The 25,608-nt window shown below is 43.4% G+C and carries 27 protein-coding genes and 1 pseudogene; 19 read left to right on the forward strand and 9 right to left on the reverse strand.

Annotation, left to right across the window (positions count from 1 at the left end; genetic code table 11):
* The first annotated feature begins 105 nt into the window (after positions 1-105).
* The 4 genes from NSS79_RS09235 (at position 106) to NSS79_RS09250 (ending at position 3,974) form a co-directional block, all read left to right on the forward strand.
* Complete coding sequence (locus NSS79_RS09235) at positions 106-762, forward strand: response regulator transcription factor (protein ID WP_038588414.1); 657 nt, start codon at positions 106-108, stop codon at positions 760-762.
* A 66-nt stretch (positions 763-828) separates the two neighbouring features.
* Positions 829-2,046, forward strand: a complete 1,218-nt coding sequence (locus tag NSS79_RS09240; RefSeq protein ID WP_342439115.1) for a PLP-dependent aminotransferase family protein — start codon at positions 829-831, stop codon at positions 2,044-2,046.
* A 260-nt stretch (positions 2,047-2,306) separates the two neighbouring features.
* On the forward strand, positions 2,307-2,969 hold the full coding sequence (locus tag NSS79_RS09245; protein ID WP_342439116.1) for an HAD family hydrolase: 663 nt from the start codon (positions 2,307-2,309) through the stop codon (positions 2,967-2,969).
* Between the two features lie 246 nt (positions 2,970-3,215).
* The gene (locus NSS79_RS09250) at positions 3,216-3,974 is read left to right on the forward strand and encodes a hypothetical protein (protein ID WP_342439117.1); all 759 of its coding nucleotides are present in this window, start codon (positions 3,216-3,218) and stop codon (positions 3,972-3,974) included.
* Positions 3,975-3,977: 3 nt separating this feature from the next.
* Here the strand turns inward: NSS79_RS09250 and NSS79_RS09255 are convergent, their stop codons facing one another.
* Positions 3,978-4,829, reverse strand: coding sequence for a DUF2161 family putative PD-(D/E)XK-type phosphodiesterase (locus tag NSS79_RS09255; protein WP_342439118.1), 852 nt, complete (start codon positions 4,827-4,829; stop codon positions 3,978-3,980).
* Between the two features lie 247 nt (positions 4,830-5,076).
* On the opposite strand from NSS79_RS09255, the gene NSS79_RS09260 reads away from it, so the two are divergent.
* From NSS79_RS09260 to NSS79_RS09280, 5 genes are all read left to right on the forward strand, one after another.
* Entirely contained in the window at positions 5,077-6,972 is a 1,896-nt protein-coding gene (locus NSS79_RS09260; RefSeq protein WP_038588431.1) for a PrkA family serine protein kinase, read from the forward strand.
* A gap of 445 nt (positions 6,973-7,417) precedes the next feature.
* Positions 7,418-7,930, forward strand: a complete 513-nt coding sequence (locus NSS79_RS09265) for an S-layer homology domain-containing protein (protein WP_342440333.1) — start codon at positions 7,418-7,420, stop codon at positions 7,928-7,930.
* A complete protein-coding gene (locus NSS79_RS09270; RefSeq protein WP_342439119.1) occupies positions 7,890-8,426 on the forward strand; it encodes a hypothetical protein in 537 nt (178 codons plus the stop codon). The genes NSS79_RS09265 and NSS79_RS09270 overlap by 41 nt, the downstream gene beginning before the upstream one ends.
* Complete coding sequence (locus tag NSS79_RS09275) at positions 8,408-8,698, forward strand: hypothetical protein (RefSeq protein ID WP_342439120.1); 291 nt, start codon at positions 8,408-8,410, stop codon at positions 8,696-8,698. Before NSS79_RS09270 ends, NSS79_RS09275 begins: the two co-directional genes overlap by 19 nt.
* Positions 8,699-8,882: 184 nt before the next feature.
* Positions 8,883-9,770 (forward strand): AraC family transcriptional regulator, encoded by an 888-nt coding sequence (locus NSS79_RS09280; protein WP_342439121.1) that lies wholly within the window; start codon positions 8,883-8,885, stop codon positions 9,768-9,770.
* Positions 9,771-9,972: 202 nt separating this feature from the next.
* On the opposite strand, the pseudogene NSS79_RS09285 reads toward NSS79_RS09280, so the two are convergent.
* Positions 9,973-10,557, reverse strand: a pseudogene (locus tag NSS79_RS09285) (SpoVR family protein); the annotation flags it as partial.
* A gap of 34 nt (positions 10,558-10,591) precedes the next feature.
* On the opposite strand from NSS79_RS09285, the gene NSS79_RS09290 reads away from it, so the two are divergent.
* The 4 genes from NSS79_RS09290 (at position 10,592) to NSS79_RS09305 (ending at position 15,867) form a co-directional block, all read left to right on the forward strand.
* Positions 10,592-11,275 (forward strand): hypothetical protein, encoded by a 684-nt coding sequence (locus NSS79_RS09290; protein ID WP_342439122.1) that lies wholly within the window; start codon positions 10,592-10,594, stop codon positions 11,273-11,275.
* A gap of 130 nt (positions 11,276-11,405) precedes the next feature.
* On the forward strand, positions 11,406-12,806 hold the full coding sequence (locus NSS79_RS09295) for an ABC-three component system protein (protein ID WP_342439123.1): 1,401 nt from the start codon (positions 11,406-11,408) through the stop codon (positions 12,804-12,806).
* Positions 12,807-13,502 carry an ABC-three component system middle component 1 gene (locus NSS79_RS09300; RefSeq protein WP_342439124.1) on the forward strand — a complete coding sequence of 232 codons (696 nt, stop codon included), beginning with the start codon at positions 12,807-12,809 and terminating at the stop codon, positions 13,500-13,502.
* Entirely contained in the window at positions 13,495-15,867 is a 2,373-nt protein-coding gene (locus NSS79_RS09305; RefSeq protein ID WP_342439125.1) for an AAA family ATPase, read from the forward strand. The genes NSS79_RS09300 and NSS79_RS09305 overlap by 8 nt, the downstream gene beginning before the upstream one ends.
* A gap of 105 nt (positions 15,868-15,972) precedes the next feature.
* Here NSS79_RS09305 and NSS79_RS09310 read toward each other — a convergent pair whose 3' ends face one another.
* The 5 genes from NSS79_RS09310 to NSS79_RS09330 form a co-directional block, all read right to left on the reverse strand.
* Positions 15,973-16,845: an IS3 family transposase gene (locus tag NSS79_RS09310; protein ID WP_342440334.1), complete on the reverse strand. Its 873-nt coding sequence runs from the start codon at positions 16,843-16,845 to the stop codon at positions 15,973-15,975.
* A complete protein-coding gene (locus NSS79_RS09315; protein WP_340893796.1) occupies positions 16,842-17,138 on the reverse strand; it encodes a transposase in 297 nt (98 codons plus the stop codon). The genes NSS79_RS09310 and NSS79_RS09315 overlap by 4 nt, the downstream gene beginning before the upstream one ends.
* Positions 17,139-17,294: 156 nt before the next feature.
* The gene (locus tag NSS79_RS09320) at positions 17,295-17,651 is read right to left on the reverse strand and encodes an HNH endonuclease (RefSeq protein WP_342439126.1); all 357 of its coding nucleotides are present in this window, start codon (positions 17,649-17,651) and stop codon (positions 17,295-17,297) included.
* Between the two features lie 35 nt (positions 17,652-17,686).
* A complete protein-coding gene (locus NSS79_RS09325) occupies positions 17,687-18,817 on the reverse strand; it encodes a hypothetical protein (protein ID WP_342439127.1) in 1,131 nt (376 codons plus the stop codon).
* A gap of 48 nt (positions 18,818-18,865) precedes the next feature.
* Positions 18,866-20,326, reverse strand: coding sequence for a recombinase family protein (locus NSS79_RS09330; RefSeq protein WP_342439128.1), 1,461 nt, complete (start codon positions 20,324-20,326; stop codon positions 18,866-18,868).
* A gap of 116 nt (positions 20,327-20,442) precedes the next feature.
* Between NSS79_RS09330 and NSS79_RS09335 the strand changes: the two genes are divergently transcribed.
* Positions 20,443-20,685: a hypothetical protein gene (locus NSS79_RS09335; protein WP_342439129.1), complete on the forward strand. Its 243-nt coding sequence runs from the start codon at positions 20,443-20,445 to the stop codon at positions 20,683-20,685.
* Positions 20,686-20,885: 200 nt separating this feature from the next.
* Here the strand turns inward: NSS79_RS09335 and NSS79_RS09340 are convergent, their stop codons facing one another.
* Entirely contained in the window at positions 20,886-21,230 is a 345-nt protein-coding gene (locus NSS79_RS09340) for a helix-turn-helix domain-containing protein (protein WP_342439130.1), read from the reverse strand.
* Positions 21,231-21,274: 44 nt separating this feature from the next.
* On the opposite strand from NSS79_RS09340, the gene NSS79_RS09345 reads away from it, so the two are divergent.
* The 3 genes from NSS79_RS09345 to NSS79_RS09355 are packed head-to-tail and all read left to right on the forward strand — an operon-like array spanning position 21,275 to position 23,504.
* Complete coding sequence (locus NSS79_RS09345) at positions 21,275-21,433, forward strand: hypothetical protein (protein ID WP_342439131.1); 159 nt, start codon at positions 21,275-21,277, stop codon at positions 21,431-21,433.
* A complete protein-coding gene (locus tag NSS79_RS09350; protein WP_342439132.1) occupies positions 21,430-22,902 on the forward strand; it encodes a recombinase family protein in 1,473 nt (490 codons plus the stop codon). The genes NSS79_RS09345 and NSS79_RS09350 overlap by 4 nt, the downstream gene beginning before the upstream one ends.
* Positions 22,899-23,504: a recombinase family protein gene (locus NSS79_RS09355; RefSeq protein WP_342439133.1), complete on the forward strand. Its 606-nt coding sequence runs from the start codon at positions 22,899-22,901 to the stop codon at positions 23,502-23,504. Before NSS79_RS09350 ends, NSS79_RS09355 begins: the two co-directional genes overlap by 4 nt.
* A 213-nt stretch (positions 23,505-23,717) precedes the next feature.
* Here NSS79_RS09355 and NSS79_RS09360 read toward each other — a convergent pair whose 3' ends face one another.
* Positions 23,718-24,020, reverse strand: coding sequence for a hypothetical protein (locus tag NSS79_RS09360; protein ID WP_342439134.1), 303 nt, complete (start codon positions 24,018-24,020; stop codon positions 23,718-23,720).
* Positions 24,021-24,139: 119 nt separating this feature from the next.
* On the opposite strand from NSS79_RS09360, the gene NSS79_RS09365 reads away from it, so the two are divergent.
* Complete coding sequence (locus NSS79_RS09365; RefSeq protein WP_342439135.1) at positions 24,140-24,781, forward strand: hypothetical protein; 642 nt, start codon at positions 24,140-24,142, stop codon at positions 24,779-24,781.
* The gene (locus NSS79_RS09370) at positions 24,768-25,562 is read left to right on the forward strand and encodes a DUF6884 domain-containing protein (protein WP_342439136.1); all 795 of its coding nucleotides are present in this window, start codon (positions 24,768-24,770) and stop codon (positions 25,560-25,562) included. The genes NSS79_RS09365 and NSS79_RS09370 overlap by 14 nt, the downstream gene beginning before the upstream one ends.
* Positions 25,563-25,608: the final 46 nt, after the last annotated feature.

Raw genomic sequence — 25,608 nt, forward strand, 5'->3', positions numbered from 1 at the left:
GAAAGGATAAAATTGCAACCATCCTTGCATACGTAATAACCGTAAAACCCCGAGGCGTTTTTCACTCTGGGTAAATTATATAGATAGCAGGAGGTCAGGGAGTTAATGATGAAGGTGTGGCGGGGGATCATCGTGGGATGTCATCCCACAAGTATGCTTGGAACAAAACTGATTTTGGAGGAAGGGGGGGAGCTGGAAATTCTCGGGATGTATTCGACTTGGAACGAAGGCGTTTACAATGTGCGTGAAAGTCAGCCGGATCTGGTGCTGGCGGATTATCAGATGCCGGAAGGAAATGTGGAGAGCATTCTGCCGGAGATGAAGAGCAGTTCGCCAAATTCTCATTTCATCATCATGACGGAAGAAGAGGACAAGACTTTATTTCAGCCGCTGCTTGAGCTTGGGGCAAGCGGAATACTCTCCAAGGGAGCTTCTCCCCGCCAGTTGCTGCTGATGATCGACGGATTGCGGGAAGGTTTCCTCTCTATACCGTTTGACTGGATTGAAAAAGGATTTCGGCTGGCACCATCGTCACAGGGGCTGGATGGTGTCATGCAGCTGACCCAGACTGAGATGTTCATTATGGAGCGTATTGTGCAGGGAATCACTTATGATAAAATTGCCCTTGAAATAGAGGTAAGCCGGCGTTCCATAGACAATTATTTGCGCAAAATTTATGTGAAGCTTGAAGTGTCGACGAGAGCGCAGGCTATCGAGAAGTTTGCTCTTTTCTCAAGGCAGAACAAGCAAATCTACGCATAGGATCACCCTAACGACATATTGCCGGCTGGGCTGGAATATTCTTGGTACCAGGGGAGGGGGGAACATATGAGATATGAGTTTTCTGCCCGCGCACATACCTTGCTGTCTTCACCGCTGTTGAGTATCCGCACCAAGACGCGCCGGGGCACGTTGATTTCACTGGCGGAAGAGCTTCCGGCAGAAGAATTGTTCCCGTTGTCCTTGCTTGCCGAAACCGCGTCTACAGTCATCTCCGCAGATGCCGGGGCACTGCAGTACGGTGATCCGGAAGGGTACGGTCCGCTGCGGGAGTGGCTTACCGGGGATTGGCTGAAAGCCAAAGGTGTGGCTGTTGCCGAGGGCGGAGTTCTTCTGACAACGGGAAGTCAACAAGCCATCGATTTGCTGTCCAGGGTATACATAGATCCCGGAGACCGGGTTCTTGTAGAGAATCCCACCTCACCAGGCATTCTGCAGGCGCTCCGTATGCAGGGTGCGGTGATTATTCCCGTGCAGGGAGACAGGGACGGCCTGCTGCCGGAGCATCTGCGTGCCCAAATCCGGCAGCACCGGCCTAAGATGCTGTTTGCAACACCAAGTTTTACGAATCCAAGCGGTATTCTCTGGAGCCTGGCAAGACGTAAGGAGGTGCTGGAGCTGTGTACCAGCCATAACGTGCTGATTATCGAAGACGATTCCTATGGTGATCTGCATTTTCAGCGTTATAGCCAGCATCCGTCCGTAAAATATCCGTCGCTTTATGCGCTGGAGAATGTAAGCGAGGGTGGACATGTGCTCTACATCGGTTCTTTCAGCAAAACGGTCGCGCCCGCTCTGCGGACGGGCTGGGCGGCAGGCAGCCGGGAGCTTATCGGCATGATGGCTGCCGCAAAGCAGATGGCCGACTGGCAGTCCAGCTCTTTAAATCAGCGGCTGCTGCATCATTTGCTGGATGTCACCTCTTTTGATCTGCGCGAGCATATTGCCCTCTTGAACCGGGAATACAATACCCGCCTCAAGCTAATGGCTGAACTGCTGAAGCGTCCGGCCTGGAAGAGCAGCACTTATAGTCTGCCGGAAGGCGGCATGTTCCTGTGGGTATCGCTGCCGGCTGGGCTGGACGCTATGACACTGCTTAAGGCCTCGCTGGCTAAAGGCGTAGCTTTCCTGCCCGGCCCGCTGTGTTGTGTCAGCGGCGGCGGCAACCGCATCCGCCTCAACTTCAGCCATCCCGGCCGGGATGAGCTGCTGCTGGGCATGAACCTGATGAGCGAGGCCGTGACGGAGTTTACGGCCCGGAGCTGAGGGGAATGGGGGTTATTGATTACTGATTGAGGGTAGGGTTGTTAGGCGTAGGTTGAGCACATCGTCTGTTGTATTTAGTGATATCTTTGAATTTGAATGTACAAAATGCAATAGAACCACACTTCGGCCTCTTCTAGCCGGATTCTGATGCACAAAATACATTTATCGAAACTCGGAGCAAACAACAATCAAGAGATTGGCGGGAGTCAGCGGCCGATAATCTCAATAATCAACGCGCTTACGTGTGGGAGGGCAGGAAGATGGAAATTAAAGCGGTGCTCTTCGATCTGGATGGAACGTTATTGGACCGCGAGTCCTCTCTGGTCTCTTTTGTCCGCGATCAGTATGAACGATATCCACAATTTCATTCTGTTCCCAAAGAAAAATTTCTGCAGCGGTTTGTCGAGCTGGATCAGCACGGTTATGTCTGGAAAGATAAAGTGTATCAGCAGCTTCTTGAGGAGTTTTCTATCCGGGAGCTAAGCTGCGCAGAACTTCTGAATGATTATCTGCATGGTTTCCAAGGACATTGCATTGGATTTCCTAATATGATGAGTATGCTTACAACCTTAAAGGCAAACGGAATCAAACTCGCGCTGGTATCCAACGGTTATGGACAATTCCAATATGATAATTTTCAAGCTCTGGGGATCAGCCCTTTGTTCGATAAGGTGTTGATTTCAGAGTGGGAAGGTCTGCGGAAGCCGGATCCGGCGATTTTCCTTCGGGCATTGACTAAGCTAGGGGTTACGGCGGAGGAAGCGCTGTTTGTCGGCGACCACCCGGACAATGATATCCGGGCGAGCCGCGTCGCTGGCCTCAGAGCAGCATGGAAACAAAGTACACAGTTTTCTACGGATGTAGAGGCGGATGTAATATTTGAAGATCTTAAGGAATTAGTTCAGTATGTAATAATCGATTAATAACAAATCGTTGGATATTGGCAGTGTGCAGGCTGGTATTGGTGAAAAGGCAAGTCTCCGGTATGGGGGGCTTGCTTTTTGTTATGCCAATACATGGCATTTCATATATGGATATAAGAAAGACCGAATGAAGAGGAGGGGCAATATGGGAAATGTACTGGAATGTGCGAACCTGACGAAAATGTATGAAAAAAAGGATGCTTTAAACGGACTGAATTTAACAGTTCCATTACGAATATAGCGATTGTGGACGAAGGAAGAGTGCAGCTGCAGGGGAGCGTGGAGGAATTGAAACGGGAGTTAAGCTGCTTAATCAACCTGTATTTCCTGTTCAGCTCAGGCCAAGATCTGGCATTTCTGATTCTTACCGTAAACATGGTCATCGGCATTCTGATCCCGGTGTACATCTATGTGGATGATTACAGGGAATTCTTCACGGGTACGATGCCGGTTAATCATATGCTGCCCGTCAAGACTTCATCGCTGTTTCTGGTGAAATCGGCCGTTTTTATGCTCGGCACCACGGCGGTATGGTCGACGACTTTGCTGGAGGTGTTTTTAAATCCTGATGGCTTATATCAGGCGAGGATTGCTGATTCGGCCAGTCCGGCGCTAGGAATCCTGTATCTGTTGTTGTCCAAGCTGTGCAGTATTCCTGCCGGACTGGCCTTAATAGGACTGGCGCTGGCTGCAGGCAAAAGACAACGCAAACCGTTGTTAAGGTATCTCTGCATTGCTGTCCTGATTGTTGCGGTTGTTGCTGTCCAGTTCGCTCTGGTTATCCAGGACAGCTCGCACTGGAGCTTAGGAACGTCGGCTAATGAGTCCTTCAAGCAATACGCCAATCTGCTGACGGTCAGTCCCATCTATCAGGAGCAGGCGGCCAATATTAACGATACGATCAGTTGGCAGTCTATTGGCATGAATCTGCTGGTCGCCTGTGTTGCAGGCAGCGGGGCAGCCCTTCTGCTGAACGGACGGAAATATGAGCTGTACGGAAAATAAAGCTTAGGCTCGGCTTCCGGTGATGTTCGCATATTCGATCAGCGCCGCTGTTCCGGCGGCCGTGAGCTTGTAGCGGCCGCGCCCCACCCGGAAGAACCACCCATAGTAGTTCTTCTGCAGGAATGCGGCGGCGCCCGGTACGCCGCTTCTCTTGCGCAGCTCGGCGGGTGTGACGCCGAGCTGCGCTTTCGCCCGGCTGTCCGCAGCCGCCGGGCCCAAGGCAGACACAGCAGCGGCGTCCGCTGCTGCGTCTGCCCCTGGCGCGCCGCCGCGTCCGGCGCGCTTCGCGGCGAGGCCGGCCGCCGCAAGGGCGGCTTCGGCCTCGGCGGCCTGCAGCGCGAGTGCCACGCGCAGCGCCTTCTCGCGGTAGGCCGTCACGAGCTTGACGCGCGTGCTGCCGCCGGTGTTGTAGTCGCCGCTGCGCTCGCGGAACTCGTAGAGCAGCCGCTCGCGCCGCCGTGTGCGGCTGCGGGGCTGGGGCGGCGCGTCGCCCGGCTCCGCGAGCACCTCGACCAGCGGCGCCTTGGTCTTGTAGAAAACGACAGTGATCAGCCCAAGGCCAAGGCGGCGGCATAGCCCGCTGAGTTCGCCCCAGCGCTGGTTCACCGCGCCTTTTTTGTCACGCACGCGCTCCACGGCGAGATAAACGTTGGGACTTAACCGCAATCGTTCAACCCCCTGCAGCAGCAGGGCGAGGTTGAACGATTTTTTCATCTCCACGATCAGCGGCTGCTCCTCACCCTCACGCAGGCCTACCAAATCACAGGTCCGCACCTCGCCTTTGATGTCATAGCCTTGTCTCTCAAAAAAACTCTTCAAAGGAGCATACAGCTCCGTTTCATGCCTTACGGCCATATTTGTCACTCCTGTGTCCTATTGTTGCGTCCCCGCTGAATCTACAGGTTTACGGTTGAATGGCAAAGTGTCTGAATAAGCTTGGAGGACAAGCCCGCACTTTGTGCCGGTATTTTATAAGGGAAATCATGATTCTCTATTATAGCACAGCAAAAAAGAGGTAAACTATTCCGGGCTTGCCGCATAGGTATGTAATACACTTTTAAAGCTGTGGAGCAAGTAGGAGCGCAAGAGGAGGTAGCGAGCAATGGATATTTTTGAGCGTATAGCTTCGTATCGGGCTGAGAACGACCGTTTGGCGTGGAGCGGCACCTTCAAGGACTATATAGAACTGCTGAGAAAAGACCCCTCTCCCGCTAAAACAGCTCATTCCCGCGTATACGACATGATCAAGTCACACGGCGTAGAGGACATTAATGGACGCAAGCGGTATAAATTTTTTGAGCAGGAGATTTTTGGACTCGACCGGGCGGTGGAGAAGCTGGTGGAGGAATATTTTCATTCCGCAGCCCGGCGTCTAGACGTACGCAAACGGATATTGCTGCTTATGGGACCGGTCAGTGGAGGGAAATCGACATTGGTTACGCTGCTGAAACGTGGCCTTGAGCAGTATTCGCGTACGGATGCAGGAGCGGTGTATGCCATTGAAGGCTGCCCGATGCATGAGGACCCGCTTCATTTGATTCCGCTGGAGCTGCGCCCGGAGATCGAGAGAGAACTGGGTGTGCGGATCGAGGGCAATCTTTGCCCTTCCTGCCAAATGCGGCTGAAGAATGAATACCACGGTGACATCGAGCAGGTGAAGGTTGTGCGGGTGCTGCTGTCGGAGGAGGAGCGGGTGGGCATCGGGACCTTCAGTCCGTCCGATCCGAAGTCGCAGGATATCGCTGACCTCACAGGCAGCATCGACTTTTCCACGATTACCGAATTCGGTTCGGAATCCGATCCGCGCGCCTACCGCTTCGACGGGGAACTGAACAAAGCGAACCGCGGAGTGATGGAGTTCCAGGAAATGCTCAAATGCGATGAGAAGTTTCTGTGGAACCTGCTGTCGCTGACCCAGGAAGGCAACTTTAAAGCCGGGCGCTTCGCATTGATATCGGCGGACGAGATGATCATCGCCCACACGAATGAAACGGAGTACAAATCCTTTATCTCCAACAAAAAGAATGAAGCGCTCCAGTCCCGCATGATCGTCATGCCTGTGCCGTACAACCTGAGAGTGTCGGAAGAGGAAAAAATCTACGCCAAGCTGATCGCCCAAAGCGACATGAAGCATGTGCATATTGCGCCCCACGCGCTGCGCGCCGCTGCGATTTTCTCAATCCTGACCCGGCTGAAGGAGAGCAAGAAGCAGGGGATGGACCTGATCAAAAAGCTGCGCATGTATGACGGCGAAGAGGTTGAAGGCTACAAGGAAGCCGACCTCAAGGAGATGCAGACCGAATATTTGGATGAAGGCATGTCTGGCATCGACCCGCGTTATGTTATCAACCGGATTTCCAGCGCCCTGATCAAAGGCGACCTGCAGTGCATGAACGCACTGGATGTGCTGCGGGCGATCAAGGATGGTTTGGATCAGCATCCTTCGATTACCAAGGAGGAGCGGGAACGGTATCTGAATTTCATTTCCATCGCCCGCAAGGAATACGATATTCTGGCCAAAAGCGAAGTGCAGAAGGCATTCGTTTACTCTTTTGAAGAGTCCGCCAAAACGCTGTTCGAAAATTATCTCGATAATATCGAAGCCTTCTGCAACTGGGCAAAGATTCGTGATCCGCTGACAGATGAGGAGATGGAGCCGGATGAGCGGCTGATGCGCTCCATTGAAGAGCAGATCGGCATTTCCGAAAATGCGAAAAAAGCTTTCCGTGAAGAAATCCTGATTCGTATTTCCGCCTATTCCCGCAAAGGCAAAAAGTTCGAGTACAACAACCACGACCGGCTGCGGGAAGCGATCGAGAAGAAGCTGTTTACCGATCTCAAGGATATCGTCAAGATTACCACCTCCTCCAAAACGCCGGATGAAAGCCAGCTCAAACGGATCAACGAGGTATCCAGACGCCTGATCGACGAGCATAACTACTGCCCGATCTGCGCCAACGAGCTGCTGAAATATGTCGGAAGTTTGCTGAACCGGTGACCGCACTCATTAGGCACATTCTCTAATAAAGAAATCTGCAAGCTGCATACTTTTGTATGTAACTGCAACACTGCGGACTGCCATGAGGCGGTCCTTTTTTGTGGTGTTTTTTTAAGTGAAATGTACTGCTGAACGCCCATGCAAAACGCTGAAGCAGAAAGCTGGTGCACGATACATGCTGAACTAGCCAAAGGGGAAACGGACCGTACAGCACTGACTTATGTACTTTGAGCTCATATACCCAGATTCACGGACCGTATAGTCCTTGTGATGCTGCAAATGCCGTTAAATATAGCGAATGTGGAGAAATAGCCACCAAAAATACATACAAAAGTCGACATTTTCATAGGAATATCAGTTTTTTCTTATAGTCGAAATTTAGGAGATCGTGTAATTTAATAGCGGATTCATTTTTTTATCATTGGAGGGAAGAACGTTGTCGAAGATGAAGATTGTGAAGAAAGGTTTTGCCTTATTACTTGTGATTTTTTTCACGATATCTCCCTACGCTTCCGTATTCGCCGGGACGGCTTCGGATATTTCCGGGAATTGGGCCGAACCGCAAATTAGCAAGTGGATGGAAAAAGGCTTCATCTCCGGATATCCGGATGGCCGTTTTAAACCGGTTAACCCCATCACCAGAGCCGAACTGGTTTCATTAGTTAACAAATCCTTTGGATTTGTGGAGAGCAAGTCCGTGGAGTTCAAGGATGTGGCAGCTTCAAGCTGGGTGTATCCGGAGTTGTTAAAAGCAAATGCTGCTGGATACATTAGCGGATATGGCAACGGCTCTTTTGGACCGGGCAACAAGGTTACCCGGCAGGAATTAGCGGTCATTGTCAGCAAACTGCTCGGGTTGACTGCATCAGCAGATGCCAACTTCAGCGATACAGCGGATAGTCCGGCGTGGTGCAAAGATGCTATCAGTGCAGTGCAGGAGAAGGGGATTCGAGATTAAGGTAACTTATGCTGATGGTACAGCACTTGGTAGGAGCTACTTAAATATCAGCACTGATGGAGGGACATCTACGAGCTACGGTACTTCTTCACAAGATGGCGTATTCAGTCTTTATCTTCCCGATGGAAAGTATAAGATATATAGTGTAACCGTTAATGATACCAGGGGGAATATTCCATTATATACTGGCATCACTGTAACTGATGGACATCTTAACCCGCAGCCGTATATTCTGAAGCTTCCTCCAAAAGTTTCGGGCTCAATCATTAGTGCAGATGGAACTCCAGTTGCCAATGGAACAATTCATCTCCACAGTGTCGGGGGCAGCGAATACAAGGCATACTCTGCTGTAATCAAAGATGGACAGTTCTCCTTGTATCTCCCGGAGGCTGATTACACAGTGGATAAATTTATTGACGAAGCCAGTCAGAAGGACATTAAATCTACTATTCCTTTAGTGTTGCAGCTGGACAGTCAGTGCCCAATCCGCTTGTGATTACCGTGCCTGGGGAGTATTCCGGTACAGTCACTAAAGGCGGTAAACCTATGACTGGCGTTGTTCTATACTTGCATGACACTGACAACAACAACTCGTATTCAGGACAAATAAAAGACGGGAAATTCACCGTACTTTTGCCTGACGGAAACTACCAGCTCGATAGGGTCAATGACATGAATAACTTCAAGAATTATACGCTCGATCTGAAGTTCAAAGCCGCAGCCGGGGGCATAGATCCCGGGGGCTCTCTGACCATTACGATTCCTTAAGCACATCTCTTGCACAGCAACACAATATGTTAAAAAGTATCATATATACAACAGGCAAGCCTCCGGTATACGGGGCTTGCCTGTTTTTTTTAGCGTGTGCTGCCGAACAGCAAACGAGGAACAGCCCGCTTGCAAACTGCTTGTTATAATGAAATCACCGTACGGGGAAAGGCTGGGTGACTCATTGAATTACAGCAAGGATATTGAGAGATGTATCGATTATATTGAGGAAAATATCAAAGACAACCTGACTGCTGAGAAGATTGCCGCTGAGGCCGGATATTCGCTATATCATTTTAGCCGGGTATTCAGTCTGTGCAAGGAGATGTCTGTAATGGAATATGTACGGAGCCGGAAGCTGTCACTGGCAGCGGTCGAATTGTTCAGCGGACGGAGAATTATTGATATTGCGCTGGAGTATGGCTTTGAGACGCCAGGCGGGTTTACCAAGGCGTTTCGCAAGGCCTATGGCTATAGCCCATCGCAGTATGCGTCCCGTATGGACGGTTATCTTCAGGGCGGTTCTGTTGTCAAAATCGGAGGTTATTTAATGAATCCTGTTATTATGCATAAACCGGCCTTTAAGGTCGCGGGTTACGGTATTGAAACCAATGTGGCCGAAGGCAATTACACCAAGGATACCGCTTCTTTCTGGAGCCACTATGATGGAGAGAACCTGGAATCCAAAATGTATGAAATTCTCGCACCCCCAAGGCACGGAGAAGTCGGCTTATGTGTTCCGGCGGCTGAGAGCGGAAACGCTACTTATCTGCTTGGCGTGATCGTTGACGATTTTAGCCGGGTGACCGACGAGATGCTGACAGTTGAAGTCCCTGAGGCAGACTACGCGGTATTCACCACACCACCCGTGGATACTTCGGAAGAGAAGGATCAGGGGGATTTTGTTCAGGTGATCAAGAGCACCTGGAAGTATATTTTTGAGGAATGGTTCAAGGACAGCGGGTATGTCTATGACGAAGGCAAGCTAGATTACGAGTTCTACGACGAACGCTGCCATTCCAGGGTGGATACGGTGATGGAGATTTATGTTCCGGTGAGGGTGCGACTTTAACATTTGAAAGATGGGCAAAGGCTGCCGGTGAATGAGCTTCACTGCGCGAATATTTGGACTTCCGGCCGCTATCGCTCCTACAGTGCCAAAATTCTCTCCGTTACGCTCACCTCCACAGCCTTTGCCTGGTTATTATTCCTATTCTTAAGGTCGCTGTGGGTAGCGACCTTAAGAAAAGCCCGCTCGCACAAAGTATGTGCTACTACACAAACTTGCGCTGCACCTTTTTACCGTCATAGGTAAAAAGGGCTTTTTTGTCTTCCACCACAGTTTGGAGGTGCACGGTCCGGCCCCAGAGGGCATAGATGTGCGGGAGCGTGCGTTCCAGGTATTTCAGGTCAAGCTCAATACTCTCGTAGCGGTGGGCGATCAGCAGTTCGCCATTGCGCTCGTAATCTGCGTCCTGAACAACAAGGTAGGGAGAGCCGCCGTTGACCCGGGCAAGCACAAGCTGGTCGCGTACATTTTCCCAGGCCTTGTCGGTAATTTTCCATTCCGGTCCTTTTTTCTCAAAGACATAGAGGTCGAGGTCATTGACCAGCTCTTTGGACAGGTAGCTGCGGATAAATGAAATGTCCGAATCCAGTTCGCGCACCTCAAACATTTTGTCGCGATCCCAGCGGCGTTCGATGTCTTCAAAGATTTTCAGCCCCAGATAGTAAGGGTTCAGGCTCTGGCGCGAAGGCTGCACGACCGAGGAATTGAGCTTCGAGTATTCAATGGTCTCCTCCGGAGTCAGGTCCAGCTCGCGCATGATCCGCTGATGCCAATAGGAGGCCCAGCCTTCGTATTGCTAAGGTGCTTGATCTCAGGACTTCTAAATGAGGAGCATTCAAAATAATTATTTTAAAGGGGATATGGAGGAGGGGATACAATTTCTTACTTATTATCAGAAGACATTGTTATCGTTCTTAGCTGATTGTGCTTATCAATCCGTGCTTGTATTGAAAGAAAGGTATAAACTCAAACTGCTAATTAAGTGGAGAAGATTAATTAAGAAAATTGAAGTCAATTTCGAAATCCCTTCATATTACAATACAATGTGGGATTATTCATTTACTAACAACAGTTGTAATAAGGACGAAATACCGTTTCTCGATTTGAAGGCTTGCTGTTATTCTATATTAAGGGAACTTATTGAATTCAGCAAAGTATCAGTTAAAAGTATTGATAGTAATGTATCATCACATGACGTTAGTCAGGCCATGCATGAAACTGTTTATCACACTTTAATTGATCAATTTGGTTTTAACTACACAAGTTATTGTTTAGATTACCCGATTTCAATAAATATCAGTGATTTTTTATTTTCCAATGGTTTAATTTGTACTACCTTTGCTATTGGTGAAGAAATTTGGTTTTATCCAAATAATTATAATGAAAAAACGAATTCTTATGTGTCATCAATTAATCGTTGCGAGGCTGAAGGCTTGTTCTATATTGGTGGTGTGAAACTTCTTAAAGAGGTAATCAATTTTACAAAATTAAGTATGTATGATATTTAATACTACAATAATAAGGAAACTCATTAAGGCCCATGTAGGGCCTTTTTTTCGAAGATTTTTTTTGATAAAGAGGGAAAATGTAGTAATTGGTCGAATTGTTACTTCAATACTAATTTAGAGGGTGTCAAAAATGGATGCGATCCAATTAACTCCTTATCACAGTGCTATTCCTAGCTGGAGCGGTTTTCAATATCAGGGTAAAGTTGCTCTAAATGTTGTGCTCGATTATATACTTAAAATTGAGCCATCAGAGCATGAAAACTACCGTTTAGAATTAGAGTGGTACGAAGATTTTTCCATTATCAAAAATGATGAATATGTCTCCATTCATCAAGTTAAATCATACAAAAAGAAGACCTTAAGTGAGTATAAAGACGCGCTGTGGAATCTCTTGGGGAAATCTGTTTTGAAACCAGGCATTGAGAGTTATCTACATGCAGCAACTGATTTAGATACTATTGAGGATATGAAATCGCGTTTAAAACAACTTGATCCACCATCAGAGCCAAAGCCACCCAAGGAACCAGCTAAGGGTCCGAAAATAAAAGGCTATACTCCTTGGCATTATTACAAAATGGTGATTGATACAGATGCTTACGATTCAGTATTCGATAGTCTTTCAATATATTTGTATGATAATTCAAAACGATTTTGTCCCTTAAATGAGTTGGAAGAAGAAATAAAAAAACGCATTAGATTGTATTTCCAAAAAAATAAAGGACATCTCCCCACTAAAGCTCATGTTGAAACCACTTATCACTATTTATTAGGTGAATTAGACAAGCATATCACGAACAGACATTTTAAATCGCAAGAAAATGACGAGGAGTACGAAGTATTCCCTGACCGTATCCCCTTTAAAGTGCTAATTGATGTTTTGGATACCGAGTGGGAAGAACCCTCAGAAGAATACATATTACATAGTTTAAGAAGTATTTTTCATACAACATGTGAATCTTTATTCGAAGATTTACATCAAACAATTGTTACGGAGGAATGCGAAGAAAAGCTGGAGGATTTATTTAGGGCTGAAGATTATGTGCGACAAATTTCCGAATTAAGTAACGGAGCCTTTTTTACCTTTTGCCAAATGGTTACACCACACATAGAGTTTCATAAAGCAAACACTCATGCCTTTAGAGACTTAATTCCTGAAAATGGCATGGATGTTTTTTGTTACGCATTATATGAGATTAAACATGTGCTTAGAGGATACAAATATATAATCCAAAATGAACAAGGAAATTATGTATATTTACCAAGTACTATAAAATTAAATATCGGACGGATAAGAAGTGAATCAAGGGAAGTTTCAAGAATTGCGATTGGTATATTAGGCAATGCAGCGATACGTGATGAACTTTATGAAGTAGAGGTTATTATTACTGAAAACGTTTGGGCTGAATCTTTAGAAAGTGCCGCTAATAAAATTTTTGATATCGATCCAAAAGGAGAAAGAAATGATAACATCACCAAAATAAAAAGGATTAGATTGATTGATATTGACACAGCGAGGAAGGAATTGAATTAAATGATAAGAATTTTTAATGCACTATTTGAAGAAAATAAATTTAATGTACAGCATTTTATATCGATGCCAACAAATACATTTGCATTAGATATAAGCAGGGGAAGTTATTACTTAGTAATCTTTTTAGATGAAACTTCTATCGATCATTCATCAGTTGACTTATTCAACTCTTACTTTGATGAAATAAAGGGGTTAGAAGTTGGGTATCGTCCAGACATGGATAAAAATACATCTTTAATTGTATGTATAAAAAGGAAAGAGCTTCATCCGAGTCCAGTATTAAATAAGATTATTTTTGATATTGAAGAAGACCCCTATTTTTTTAAGAAGTATGTCCTAACATACACTGAATCTCAAGTTGAAATAGTAATTAAAAATTGGGGTGATTCCTCAATAATGGAATATATGCATACAATTCTAAATGATGAGGGTTTATTTCAATCGCATAAAACATCTCAATTTTTAAATACAGAATACAATTTGGTAAGCCAATTTTTTATTAAACTGCCATTTTTAAGTTTAAGAAAAATGGATAGAGAACTTTCAAGTTTAAAGAAAGAAATTGAAAACTTGTTAACTCCTTCAATTCTTACTTTACGTGATGAATTATTAAATCTTAGATCAGATGACAAACTTGATGAAGAAACTCGGCGTAATTTAATTCTGGAGTTTATAAAGGTGGAGAAATATGAATAAAAATTTCTCGTTGAAACGTATTTACATTGAAAACTTCAAAGCGATTGAACGTTTAGAATTAGATTGGTCTAAAAAACAACTTATTGTTTTAGATGGGCCGAATGGTTTTGGGAAAACAACCATTTTTGATGCAATTGAACTTGTTTTGACAGGTAGAATTGATCGCATCAAAAAACCTGAGGATGCTCGTGTAAGTTTTAATGATGTTTTATTCAGCAACGATACGACCAGAGATTTAATTATCAAAATACAATTTGAATTTGACGAAGAGATAATTACACTTGCAAAAGTATTACCTTCTACGAAAAGGCTGACAGGAATACAAAAGCAACCAGGTAGATGGGAAATTTTTGACACATATTTATTGGAGGATTTCGACTCTGTTTTAGAAGAAGACAATAAAATTACTCAATTCCAACTAAATTCAAGGTTCGATATATCAGAGTTAGAACGAGTATATAGCCTCTTTTATTATATACAACAACAGGAGAACACCTCTTTTCTAAAAAGATCAGGGAAAGAAAGGCTAACGGAAATAAGCAGTTTATTTGACACAACAGAAGAAGTGGAAGAAATGAAGTACTTTCAGAAGGTGAGTAAGTATATAGAGCAGGAAAAAAAGAATGTTGCTAAAAAAATTGAGGAAAGTACAAAACGTATTGAGCATTTCAACGATATCAAATTGTTGGAGATAAACGGGGATGTGAAGTATGAAAGGCTTTTTGCTGAACCATTAAATAAGCAATGGGATCGTGAGGATGTAGTTATTTCTGATAATCAAATGCGAGATCGAATTATCAATGAATTACTTAGTATTGAAGACTTTATCAATAATTTTGATGAATTCGTAAATGCGGGATTCAATAAACAGTTACGGAAATTTGCTAGTGATAAAGACTTGTTAGGTAAAACTATTGCGGGAAAATCATTTATCTCGGACTTTTCTGAAATTGATAAATTAAAGGGGAGACGCAGCAGAGTTCAATTTTTTATTTCTCAGTTACAGGATTTCCAGAAAAACTATTCCCAAATTAATTATGAGAAATTAAATGATGAACTCAAGTTAGAACTCGATACTAAGCAAATTGTTGAAATTGTAGCTCAATTAAAAAATCGAGACGGGGACATTTCTCAGTTATCTAAATTAGTCATTGAACTAAATAATACACGTGATAGATTAACAACACAAATGAGATCTCTTCACGAACATACAGAAGATAACCGTGGCGAATGTCCTTTCTGTGGTTTTGATTGGGGTAATCTTGAATCGTTAAATAATGAAATTCAATCAAAAAGCAATTATTTTTCGTCATTGTGTGACGAGTCTTCAGTAAAACAAAATACTGAAATCAATCAATTGTATGAGATGCACATTAGAGCAGCGTTTTTAGAATTGGAGCTCTTCTTGTCCTTGCCTGAGAATCAACTTAATGAAGTATTTTATCGTGAAGTTGAAGTCGCTAAGCAAAGAGAAACTGATATTAATGCATTAAATGTATTTTGTGGTAATAATAATATTGAAATAACCAATTTTTGTAATATTGACTTTAATATGCACTTAGATGATGGGAATATGAAAATTAAAATTGATGAATTAACATCACACTTAGTTAGTCATTTGAAACGTGTTAAGGAAGGTTATTCTGAATTTGATGAGAAGTATCAAGTCTTTTCCACACTCTTTTCACAATTATTTGGTGAATCAAAACACCGACTAACTAATTTGACGCTTCAAAAAATCAATACTAAAAAACAGTACATTGATTGGGTCTTTTTTAATCAGATCTCTTCCAATCGACAACAAGAAACAGAAATGTTAGCTAAGTATACTGAGAACCATGATAAACTTTCTGACAAACTTGATGAGCTTAATATTATCATTCATGGTTATGATCAAGCTATAAAGCAACACTGGAAGACCATAATGATCGATATAGAAATACCTTTTCATATTTACAGTGGGAAGATAATGCAAAATTACCAAAGGGGATTAGGATTATTTATCAAAGAAAAATCAGACACTGAAAGTATTAGTTTCGTTTCGGATATAAATTCCGATCATGATGCACTAAATTATTTAAGTTCGGGACAACTATCAGCTTTAGTAATTTCATTTATGCTTGCACTAAATAAAATATATGGGCATAAAGACTTGGGAATACTGTTGATAGATGATCCAGTGCAAACCATGGATGAGATTAATATAGCCTCATTAACAGAGCTATTAAGAAATGATTTTTCACATAAACAAATAATTATCTCAACCCATGAAGAAGATGTATCACGTTACTTACAGTATAAATTTAGTAAGTACGGGCTTGAACCATCAAATTTCAACATGCGTGAAGAATCACATGTGAAATAAAACTCACTAGCCACTGGGAGAACTTTTAACCCCGTGGCTAGTGAGTTTTATAATTTAACCGAAAATTTGGACCTCCGTCAAGAAAGTGGACACTAAAAAATGAAATTAGGCTGATTTTCGTTTGAATCTAGCTGCAAACTGAACCGGCGATACGTAGCCCAGAGCACCATGGATTCGCTTGCGGTTATAAAAAAATTCAATGTACTGGTAGATGCCATCATAGGCTTGTTTCTTCGTTTTGAATCGGGTACAGTACACAAACTCTTTTTTCAATAGGCTGTGAAAAGATTCAATACAAGCATTGTCGTAGCAGTTGCCTTTACGGCTCATGCTGGCCTTCATGCGGTATTTCACCAAACGTTTACGGTAGTCGGCTGAGGCATACTGTGAGCCTCGATCCGAATGGTGAATGAGACCTTTCTTTGGGCGTTTGGCCTTGTAGGCGTCTTCTAGAGCGCCCATTACCAGATCTGTGGTCATCCGGTCGTCCAGCCGCCAGCCTACGATTTCCCGGGTGCATAGGTCAAGCACGCTGGCAAGGTACATCCGTCCTTCCCGGCAGGGAATGTAGGTGATATCCGCGACCCATGTTTGATTTGGCTTTTCGGTGGAGAATTGTTGGTTTAGCAGATTAGGTGCAACCGGTAAGGTGTGGTTGGAGTCGGTCGTGTTTACGCGGAATTTCTTTGCTACACAGGAGCGCAAGCCCAGCTCTCTCATGTATTTCCCTACGGTACGCTCACTGATCTTGTGGCCTTCGCGCTGGAGAAGAATCGTGATTTTAGGACTGCCGTAGCAGCCTCCTGTATCGTCAAAATGATAGGTAATTCGCTGAAGAAGCAACGCCTTTCGGGTCGCTTGTGGGCTTGGTTTTGCCGTTCTCCATTTGTAATAGCCGCTCCGCGATACCTCAAGGACACTGCACATCTTCTCCACACGAAACCGGGAGCGATGATCTTCGATGAACTGAAATCTCAGTTCTTTGGATTGCTGAAGATGTGCACTGCTTTTTTTACGATGGCCATTTCCTCCGCCATATCGGCTAGTTGCTGTTCTTTTTCCCGCAACTGTCGTTCCAGTTCTCGTACCCTTTCGGCGCTGGCCACGGGCTCGTCTGGGAACTGCCGGAACTTGCCCAGCCATTGATGCAGGGTTTTAGCGGGGATATCCAGCTCCTGGGCCAGTTCCGCCACCGTCTTGGTCTGCTCCTGGATGTACTTTACCGTCTGTTTTTTAAATTCATCATTGTAGCTTTTTCGTGTTCCACTCATGTGGACACCTCCTCGTTAATCTCATTATTCCTGTTCTCTTAAGGAGTGTCCACTTTTAACTCTAACAGCAATTTCTCTCTTCAAAATGGATAACCGAAGTTCATCCTTTGTATTATTAAGTGTTGCAGATGAGCTTTGACTTAAAATGAGAGGAGTTTAATTTATCATATTATATACAGGCATAAATACTAAATCGTGATGATATTGCACACTCTCAGTAGCTAATTTATGTTTTGCTAACGCTAAATGGCTATTATGGAGAGGATGATTCTTATCAATATGTAGAACTCTTTTTTGTTCATCATCAGAGGGATCAATGGTGATGATTCCTAAATCGAATAATGTATGATGATTGGGACATAAAACAAGCATATTAGGGAAGTCATCCAAATAATCTTTGGAATGCGGAATGATGTGACAAGCTTCTGAATATGCTATTCCTCTTTCCAGTGAACCATATAACACAAGTGGTGTTCCGCAAATTTGGCATGCTTCATTATAAAGCTTCTTCAAATCTCTGGCTTTCTTTCCATTACGTTTGAGTCTGTTTAGTAAATATTTAATGAATTTGTGCTCCGCATTAGAAATTTTGTTGTCGTTTTCCGCTGCGGAAACTGAAAAAAATAGTTATTTTCCGAATCGTCAATATCTTGACTTGGAATTATGTCCAAGTTCATTGTCATTGCACTGATGGTTGTTTCTTCTTCATAATATTTTGTAACAGCCTTAATGACAAAAGATGACCATCCATAAGTTCTAATAAGTCTGTCTATTCCGCTGCCATTAGTCCGAAGGAGATATTGGTAAATGGCATTATCCTTTAATCGCACTAAGGTTAAGCGTGTTTCCAACTGTAGATGATGAGATATAAAACTGAGGATATATGAAACCCAACCTTTGATGTAGGTTGGTTTTTTCAACTTCCATATTTCTTTATCAGGCTCTATATATCTCGTATCTTTTGAACTCCAAGTATTTACAAAAAACAGATCTGTTTCGTGTTCTTGACTTAATCTGACCTTATAAAATTGATTTATGATTTCAGAAAGTTCCTCATTGTAGGAAATCCATGGTGTATTAAAATTTTGATACGGATTTTTCACTTTTACCAGATTATTATTTACAGCAATATCACCAATGGTTAACGATTCGATTTCACTTGTATCAAAAGCAGCACCTAGGCAAACCGCGATACACGCTTTTAATGCAATTATTATCTGCCGATCCTTCAAATGTTCATACCATTTGTCATTAAATAACTCGGTGAAATCAAAATCATGAGGTAAGTATAGCTTTTTGTTGGAATCGATTTCCCCCTCTGCATTTTGTTTTCGGAAATTTTGTTTTAGAAGTAATTTGTTTAGGGGGAATGGCGGGAAATGGTCTTTTTTTAAAAGATGAATATTCACAAAATGATAAAAATGTTCTAGAGCAGCTAGAGTTATTTCTGTTTTATCCTCTGAAATAAATAATTCAAATATTTCGGCAGATATAGCCTCATCAACGTTAGTATCAGAATGATTAGCTGAAAATTTATCAATTTTAGGACGATATTGTTTTTTCGTTCCCTCTGATTGGAACTCTGCTTCCTCTTTGTATCTTAAGTATGCTGCTCTCGTAGTTATCACCTTTATTAACACATCTCCTTGTTTTTTTGTTTTCCTAATTGTCTTCTTCATTCTATAATGATATCCCTGCTATTGGTGGTCATTTTGATTCATCCAACTTCATTCAATGTTAAGTTCTATATCCAATTCCCCCGCCCCCAAAACCGTCACCTTCGAAACCATCGTCCGCAGCAGTACCTTGGCCTCCTCAACAGGCAGCACATATATCGCATCCAAAACCGTCTTTATCTTGCTTTCAAGCACTTCCTTCAGCTCTTCCACCTGTACTTTCTCTCCCTGTTCATTCGAACTTTGATTCTCCTGTATAACCATCTCCATCCGCTGCTTCTCCTCGTTTAAATCCTGCAACTCGATCAATCCAGCAGTATAGGCTTCAACCTTCCGCTTATAACGATTTTTAGCAGCCGTAATTTGTTGATCTCCACGGCTGCTCATGCTGCTGCGGGCTTTTTCGACGAGATGAGGGACCAGTTCAAGGCTAAGTGAATCTGACAAACCTGCTAACCCCTGCAAAAACCAGGACTCCACTTCGTTGGCCTTGTACTGCTTGCTCGTACATGTTCCTTTGTTCTTATTCGCAGAACAGCGGTAGACGCGGTAACGTCTGTCTCGTGACCCTGACCAGCCAATGCTCATCCCCGACCCGCAGTTTCCACATTTCAGTATGCCGCCGAGAAGATGGGGGCTGGTCTGGGCGCGGGGAGCTATGCCTGGTCTGTTCATTTTGGTCTGCACTCTTTCCCAAGTGTTCTTGTCGATAATAGCGGGTAGGCAATCGTCAATGACAATCCAATCCCTATCATCCTTTATGGTTCTTTTCTTCTTGCTTGAATCCACACGATTCCATACAAAAGTGCCTTTATATACAGGATTGGTAAGCAACAGTTTTACAGAACGAATAGACCATTCTTTGTTGTGCCTGGAAGGGATGCCTTCTTCGTTCAGTTGTCTGGCAATTGCGAAGAAGCCCATTCCCTGATTGAGGTATAGTTCATACATTTGTCGTACAATCTTTGCCTCGGGCTCATGGATGATAAGGACTTTATCTTCCAAGCGGTACCCGTAGGGACTCTGGGTCAGCCATTTACCTTGGTTGGCAGCATGGAACATATTATCCAGTACACGCTCTCGAATACGTTCACGTTCAAATTCTGCGACAGCACCCAGCACTTGAAGCGTTAAACGGCCTGATGGCGTGTTCGTATCAAATGATTCACTAATGGAGATGAACGCGACTTGATGCTGCTGGAACATATCGATCAGCGTAAGCAAATCGAGCAGTCGGCGGCTCATCCGATCCAGTTTGGTGACCATAACCTTTGAGATTTCGCCGTTCTCTATGTATGTCATCAGCCGCTTGAGCTGAGGGCGGTCTGTGCTTTTTGCGGAGTATCCATCGTCAATGAACAACAGGACTTCATTTGACCATCCCATGGCTTTACAGTAGGCTTTAAGGCGCTCCTGTTGCTCATCCAGGGAAATACCCTCACGGGCTTGCTCATCGGTGGATACGCGGCAATAAATCGCCACAAAACGGCTTGTGGTGCTCTCTACATTCATTGGCTGATCCTCCTGAGCGGCTGGTCCTTTATTCTATGCGCTAAAAATTAGATTTACGATTATAGGGTTGTCCTCGCCGATCCGCCACATAGGTTGTATTAAAGGGGGAAGGCACGATGGACCTGAAGATCCGTTTTACTGTCAACACTCCTTCGCAGCAGCTTTGTTTTGGCAATCTTAAGGAAATCGATCATCCCGAAACATTAGAGAAGTTAGCGGAACACTTCGCTTCTTGGGAGAAGACCCTAAAAGAAAGAGCAGCCGAACATCTAATGGCAGAGACCCTTGGCTCGGAACAAGCAAGTGGGTATCAAATTAGCTTTGTTCATTCAGAAGAGAGTCTTCCCGAGGTGGGATAGACTCTCCTTTTTTGCATGTTGGTGGTCTGATAACGCACGAAAAGGGGAGCCAACCTATTGCAGGTTAGACTCCCCTTTTGCTTGATCATTATTCACGGTTGTAAACGCATATTTATGAGTATGAAGCTGTTGTCATTCATGATTGTAAATAATTGTTCATGTTTATGAATACTTTTTCTTAACAAAGCACATATTACCAATTACCGAGGCGAGGAGGTGTAATGAGCCAGAAAGACCTCGGACCCTTCTTCGACACATCGAAGCAAATATTCAACGGCATCAGGTTTATAGTTTTGTAAATTCACAAGAAGTTCGTATACGCGATCAAGCCGCACTCGCAGCTCATCGTTATCGTCTGTTGGAAATGGAATTAGGTTAAGGTCATTTTGCAATTGCTCTAGAACACTAAGGGTTATGTTTTGGGTTTTTCCCGTTTCTAAATTTGAAAGATAGCCCGAAGATACGCCGAGCTCATTTGCATAGGCATTCAGACTAATGCCTTTCCGATTGCGAATTTGACGAATTTGTTGACCGATTTCCTGCATTACACAGCCTCCTTAATTCAAAATACTAAAAAGGAATTGAGCCCATGAAAAAAAGGTACCAAGAGATTAAGGATGCCCAAATTCATTCCGTAAAATACGTGAATGATCCCGAAGCAGCCAAACAATATCACGCTTTGTTTCTTGAGGTTATTCAGCGAATTGTTGATGAGGAAATAAATAAGCAGAACCAGGAGCTTCAATGAAGACGGCATTATATGCAAGACACTCGATAAACGAAAAAATCCAAAAAACCTCGATGAGATCACAGATTGGGGAAGGAGAAATTACCGCATTTAAGCACAAATTATTTATCGATGAGAGGTATCTTGATCCTGAAGTTTCTACACGTAGCAATAGCACTGCCGAGAGACCACAGTTACATCGACTATTGTCTGATATCCAGGCAGATATCGTGCAAAATGTGATTGTTAGCAGCCGCTGCCGATTAGCACGCAATTTGGCCGAGCATCTTGAAATTTACGATATTTTTAAGAAGCATAAAACGAATGTGATCTTCTCAGGGGAGGCAGAACCTCCAATGATTTATTCCGAGGAAGGTGAAATTATTGAGGCTATCTTTGGCGCGAAAAATGAACTTGTAGGCAAAAATATTGTTGAAGGGACGAAAGCGGGGAAGCGAGCAAAAGCGAAAAAGGGAGGAAACCCAGGAGGTCAAACACCTTATGGCTACAGATTAATTAAGACAGATGATAATATTGGATCTGGAATAATGAAGAAAGAGGAAAAAGAAGTGTTAGTGATACGAAAAATGTTTGATGTTTTTCTCGCACAAGATTTCAAGTCATTTGCTAATTATGTGAAGTTCCTGAAGTCACAGGGTATTGTGCCTCATGAATGGAGTGATTCTCGGGTACGTGGGATGTTCGGTAATAAGTACTATAACGGTTATCTAAGTTATGGGGATATACAGACGGCGGTTCCTCACCTGAGTATTTTTGAAGATGAAGAATGGAAGAAGATTCAGGAGAAGTTCGCAGCCTATTCAACTGGCCGAACAAATGCCAAACATAATGTCATATTTCTTCTTAAAGACAAAGTTTTCTGTTCATTATGTGGAGATATGATGGAAACAAAGAGATATAACTATAAGGATGTTGAGGGGTATTACGTCTGTATGAAGCACGATCTTAAGGTTAAAAAGAATGAAGTTGAAAGAAGCTATTTACAAGCAACCATTGATTTACTCATAGGTGAACTCCCGATAAAAGTAGAAAAACTGTTTCCAAAATATGTGGCTGAAAAGACAAGCGTTTTAGAAAATAGACAGTTTCAGTTAGAGTTCGAGCTGAGGACTATAGGTTATTCATTAATAACAAAGACCAAGCAATATATGCAAGCTAAATCGAAGGACGACAGGGATAAATATAAGGATGAATTAAAAAATATAAAGAATAGATATGATCTCATACAGGAGGATATTAGTTGTATGAAGGGTGAGATTGATAGGTTTAAGGGAATGGTTCGATACTCTACCATACCTCATCTGAAAGCGGCGGAGTTTGCTCTTAAATCCAGATTAACGGAATTTGCGAAAGATGAGTTAATCCAGTTTCTTATATCCATGAGCAAGGGGATTACAGTAACTCCTGAAATGATGAGAATCGAGTGGAATTATGGTGGTCAAAGTAAATACACGGAGGTGGAAATTTGAATATAACCGACTTTGTAAAACCTGGAATGAAGGGTGCATTTTACGGAAGGCATTCAACGGATAAACAGGAGATGGATTCCCAAAAAACTGCTTGTGAAGAGTTCGTAAAGAAGCATGAATTAAGTCTCATAGATAGTTATTTAGACAGTGCAGTTTCAGCTAGAAAAAAGGTGATGTATGAACGCCCTGAATTAAAACGATTACTTGAAGATGCCAAAAAGAGTAAATTTGATTTTGTCTTGGTATGGTCTGAAGATCGATTGGCGAGAAAAACCAGAGAACATCGTGAAATCCGTAAGAAATTCATAGAATATGAAATTCCTGTATATGTGATTCATAATAACACTCGTTACGATGAAGGTGAGTTGTTATCGCAGACCATACGCGACAGTTTCTCTCAGTATCAGGGAGATAAGATAGCAGGAGACACCAAGCGCGCGATGAGAACATTAAATCGAGAGGGGCGATGGACAACAGAATTGATTTCCCGTAAATCCTCGCTTGGTATAATGTGCATATTAGCATCTAATTCAGATGTAAGAGTTCCCACTTTTTCCCGTGACGTTTTTGGAGGAACTGCGAGAAGAATTCCCAGAGCATAATATATTTAAGCTATTTAATTACAAAGCACACGGTCCAATGACAAGTGATGCTAGATGAGTTCGATTTTATATTTTCTATCGATTAAATTGTCGTTTAGATTAACAAATATTGTTTTATCACTATAGGCTTCAATTTCACTGGCGTCTACTTTATATTCCTTCATTCAGGCAAGAGCTACCCTTGCGTAAGTGGTCCAGAGAACCTTGAATCGGTCAGAGTTCATTCTGAGCCTCTTTCAGTAGTTGTGCAAATTCCTCTTCGCTGTCACTATATGTGGAAATTCCATCCTTACGATCCTTTTGAGCTTGCTTCAGTTGGGACAGAACATTTTCATCTTTAAAAATCACTGAGGTCATTCGCTTCTTCTGTTCATCTGTAAATGTAGGCCGCTCATCTTTCCTTTGCAGCGTAACGTTGAATCCAAAGTTTTCTTCGATTAGCTGGACCAAATCTTTAAGGTCTACGTAAGATTTGCCCTGAAAGCTTTGCTCTAATTGTTCTTTTGAAATGGACATTCTGCTCACCTTCCTTTCGCTCATTATATCATAAACCAATAGCAATCTTATTGTGTTAAGATTACATTTATTAACACTTTAATATTATGATTTTCTAGATCTAAAGGGGGCCAATCTGTATGAGCCAACACTGTTGTGAATTACATGGGATCGTCAATAAAATGACTCGGCATCATTTTCCCTTCGAGGACAACGTGATCCCCAGAAATGGGGTCTATTTGCTTTTTGAAACGGGGGAATACGGGCATGACGCAGATCGGATCGTTCGAGTTGGTACCCACACAGGCCCTAATCAACTTAGGTCACGTTTGAAGCAGCATTTTGTTCAGGAGAATAAGGATAGAAGTATATTTCGCAAAAACATAGGTAGGTGCCTGTTGAACCGAGACAAAGATCCATACGCAAGTGTATGGGAACTCGATTTTACAACTCGGGAAGCTAAACTTAATAATGGTCATCTGGTAGATCCAGCTTATCAGTCAAATATCGAGAACAGAGTCAGTGATTATATACAGAAGCATTTCTCATTTTGTGTGCTGGCTATAGAAGATAAACAAGAGCGCTTATCTTTAGAATCCAGGCTCATATCTACGTTGTCGTTATGTGATGAGTGCGCTCCTTCTGTTCAATGGCTTGGGATGTCATCACCCCATGAAAAATTAAGAAGAAGTGGACTTTGGCAAGTGAACGAGTTGTATAAAGAACCATTGAATAACCAAGATTTTGACAGAATCGAGGTGCTCGCCAGTGAATCGAGATAAATCGCTTTGTATTATTCCTTGCGGGGCCGCAAAGATCTGGGATAAGCAGCCGAACCAGGGGGCGACCGAAGCGCAGTATGTATATACGGGAGTCTTTGCAGTGACTTGTCAAAAATACGCAAGGACCTATTTTGATAACTGGGTGATCCTGTCTGCCAAGCACGGATTTCTGTTTCCAAGCGACTTGATCCCAGAGGATTATAACGTTTCATTCGTTAAACCATCCATTGACACAATTTTACTTGATCAACTACATGAACAGGCAAAGAGTAAGGGATTGTTAGCGTACGAGGAAGTTACCGTTCTTGGAGGGAAACATTATGCAGAACGCGTTAAAGCCATATTCAATCAAGGACAACAGCTGATCTTTCCGCTAAGTGACTGTAAAGGGATCGGCTATATGCTTCAGAAGATTACACATGCACTTGAAGAAAATAGGGAATTGACGTCTATCGTAGCGTCAGAGATCCCTAAAAAAGAAGATAAGGCAAAATCAAAAAATAATTCCATCACTCGGGAGAACAATCTAAATGAAAGCAGCATCGGCAAGTACCACTCCCTTCATGACTTTTTGGTAAATCATCTGGATGGCAAAGTAGTCCTTTCTATAGAACAAATTGAGGCGATCCTTGGTTTTTCCTCGCCAGGCTCCTCATTGAACCACCGTCCGTGGTGGGCTAATTCCTTGAGTCAATCCCACGCCAAATCGTGGCTAATGGCAGGCTGGGAAGTTGATAAGGTTGCGCTTGGAAAGGTAGTCACCTTTCGAAGAATGCTTTAAAGCCTGCTCTTCTAATTTCATGAAACGATTTAGCAATAGAGTTGAG

It is taken from the genome of Paenibacillus sp. FSL L8-0436 (assembly GCF_038593025.1).
Taxonomy (GTDB): domain Bacteria; phylum Bacillota; class Bacilli; order Paenibacillales; family Paenibacillaceae; genus Paenibacillus_AQ.